This is a genomic window from Pseudomonas sp. XP1 (assembly GCF_053557675.1).
Genome location: NZ_JBNRIJ010000066.1, coordinates 1 through 2,967, shown reverse-complemented (window position 1 = coordinate 2,967; position 2,967 = coordinate 1). Strand labels below are relative to the sequence as shown.

The 2,967-nt window shown below is 58.0% G+C and carries 1 protein-coding gene and 1 rRNA gene; one reads left to right on the top strand and one right to left on the bottom strand.

From position 1 onward, the window contains the following. Positions 1 to 111: 111 nt before the first annotated feature. Positions 112 to 2,598: a TonB-dependent siderophore receptor gene (locus ACK1U9_RS25515; RefSeq protein ID WP_080958544.1), complete on the top strand. Its 2,487-nt coding sequence runs from the start codon at positions 112 to 114 to the stop codon at positions 2,596 to 2,598. A 110-nt stretch (positions 2,599 to 2,708) separates the two neighbouring features. On the opposite strand, the gene rrf is transcribed toward ACK1U9_RS25515, so the two are convergent. Then, a 5S ribosomal RNA gene (rrf, locus tag ACK1U9_RS25510) occupies positions 2,709 to 2,824 on the bottom strand. Between the last annotated feature and the right edge of the window lie 143 nt (positions 2,825 to 2,967).

The window sequence follows — 2,967 nt, the reverse complement described above, 5'->3', positions numbered from 1 at the left end:
CCGGCGATGGGGCGCATAGCGGTCCCAATAACTTTTTTGACGGGTTTTGAATGCCGGTACGGCTTGGACAGTAAGCAACACCTTCTGCCCTCACACTTCAACGGACCCCTCATGCCTACCGCCGCAGTGTACACGCGCACCTTCAATACGAATGATTTTCGACCTGTCTTGCACTCAGCACGCTTACGCAAAGCAGTCCGGGCTGCCCTGTTTGGCACCGCCCTGAGCCTGACAACCGTCACGCAACTGTCCATAGCAGCTGAAACGGCCCAGGTGAGCCACAACTATGCGATCCCGGCCGGCCAGTTGGATGACGTGCTCAACCAGTTCGCCCGCCAGGCTGGCATCACCCTGTCTAGTACACCCCAGCTCACCCAAGGCTTGCAGTCGAATGGCCTGCAGGGGCGATACCCAATTGATCAGGCATTGCACCAGTTGCTCAATGGCAGCGGCCTGGAAGCCGTCAGCCAAGATGGCCGCAGCTACGTGCTGCAGGCACAACCCCAAGGCGCTGCATTGTCATTGCCAGACACCGACATCCGTAGCTTCACTCTCGGCAATGCACTGGGCAGCATGGAGGGTTACAACGCTACCCATAGCCAAGTTGCGACCAAGACCAGCATGCCACTGGTAGAGACATCGCAATCGGTCTCGGTGGTTACTCGACAGCAGATCGCCGACCAAGGCTCCCAAACCGTTGCCCAAGCCATGCGCTACACACCTGGGGTACTGACCAACCCCTACGGGGCGACCCATCGTTATGACTATGTAGCCATGCGTGGCTTCAACGACGGCTCGGTGGACAACATCTATGTCGACGGGCTCAAGTCGATGGGAGACAACGGCACCTACAGCACCATGCAGGTGGACCCGTACTTCCTTGAGCGCATCGATATTCTCAAGGGACCTTCTTCGGTACTGTATGGCCGTAGCTCGCCAGGAGGCCTGGTGGCACTGACCACCAAGAAGCCGCTGTTTACCCCCTACCATCAAGTCCAGGCCACCCTTGGTACCCAAGGCCAGCGTGGCACGGGTTTCGACTTCAGCGGCCCCGTGGATGACGACAAGCGTATCGCTTATCGCCTGACAGGCCTGGCGGATGCTTCCGACACGCAGTTCGATCACAACAAGGAAGAACGCTACGCCATCGCGCCGGCCGTCAGTATCGACTTCAACGAAGATACTTCGCTGACCCTGCAGGCCTACCTGCAACACGACCCCAACGGCGGCTATCACGGCGGTAACCCCGCAGATGGCATGCTGCACAAGCGCAACGGCTTGCGCCTGTCGGACCACTTCTTCGAAGGTGAACCGGGTATCGACAACTACGAGCGTACCCAACAGTCCTTCAGCTACCAGTTCGAGCATCGCTTCAACGATGTGTTCACGGCACGCCAGAACTTCCGCTATCAGGATTCCGACGTGTCGATGGACCAGGTGTATTCCGCCGGTTGGGCGGATGCCGACAGCAATATCCTCAACCGCGCCTATACCGGCGGCGACGAACGCCTGCATTCGTACATCATCGACAACATGCTGCAGGCGGAATTCTTCACCGGGGCCGCCAAACACACCCTGCTGCTGGGCGCAGACTATCAGCGACGCAAGGCCGACGTGGCTTGGCGTTATGGCACAGTCGATCCGCTGGATGCCGGCAACCCGCAATACGGCAACGGCAACCTTCAGGTGCTGGGCGAGAACCGCTACCAGCGGCGCCTGCAGCAAACGGGCGTTTACCTGCAGGACCTGGTGGAGCTGGACCAATGGCGCTTCTCGTTGGGACTGCGCCAGGACTGGGTGAGGGTGTCCGAGGAGAATCGCGACACCAACGCCAAGGTCAGTGACCAGCGCTCCAGGTTCACTACCCGCGCAGGGGTGCTCTACCTGTTCGAGAACGGCATTGCGCCCTATGTCAGCTACTCGGAGTCATTCAACCCCAATACCGTGTCCGACCAGCAAGGCCGCCCTCTTGCACCGACCGAGGGCACTCAATGGGAGGCAGGTCTCAAGTATCAGCCGCCGGGTACCGACAACCTGTTCACCGCATCGGTGTTCCACATCGAGCAGGAGAACCTGGCCTCGAAGCAGCCTGACGAGGACTTCTATCGCCCTGTAGGGCAAGTGCGCTCACAAGGGCTTGAGCTGGAGGCCCATTTGCAGCTGACCGACAGCTTGAAGCTGCTGGGCGGCTATACCTTTACCGATATCGAATACACAAAGTCGATGCCCAGCCTGGTGTCTGGCAACCTGGATAACAAAGGCAATTCGCCAACACAGGCACCGAAACAGATGTTTTCGCTTTGGGCTGACTACAACTTCCACCAGGGGGCACTGGATGGTCTGCGCTTGGGCGGTGGGGTGCGTTATGTGGGATACAGCTGGGTGGATGCGGAAAACAGCATGAAGGTGCCCTCCTATACCCTGTTCGACGCCTCGATCGGCTATGACCTGGGCAAGGTCGGCCTCCGGGGGATGGATGTGCGCCTGAATGCCAATAACCTCACCAATGAAAGCTACATCACCTCGTGTGCAAGCCTGAACTACTGCTATATGGGTGAAGAGCGAAATGTCAGTGCCACGGTCAGCTACCAGTTCTGACGCTATCGCGACACAAGGCCGCTCCTACACGGGAAGCGCGCTCACCTGAAAGCTCCCCTGGAAAAGACAAAGCCCCTGTCTGCATTGCAGACAGGGGCTTTGGATTTGAATCTTGACGATGACCTACTCTCACATGGGGAAACCCCACACTACCATCGGCGATGCATCGTTTCACTGCTGAGTTCGGGATGGGATCAGGTGGTTCCAATGCTCTATGGTCGTCAAGAAATTCTGTGTGCTGGCCCGTCCTTCGGACGTGCCTGCGAATCTCTGTAGTTCCTACTTAAAGACAAAACCCCTACCTGCATGTGCAGATAGGGGTTTTGCGAAATGAATCTTGACGATGACCTACTCTCACATGGGGAAACC

What these genes read in the sequence shown, in the direction of transcription:
- ACK1U9_RS25515 (WP_080958544.1), top strand. Translation starts at nt 112, where the DNA reads ATGCCTACCGCCGCAGTGTACACGCGCACCTTCAATACGAATGATTTT.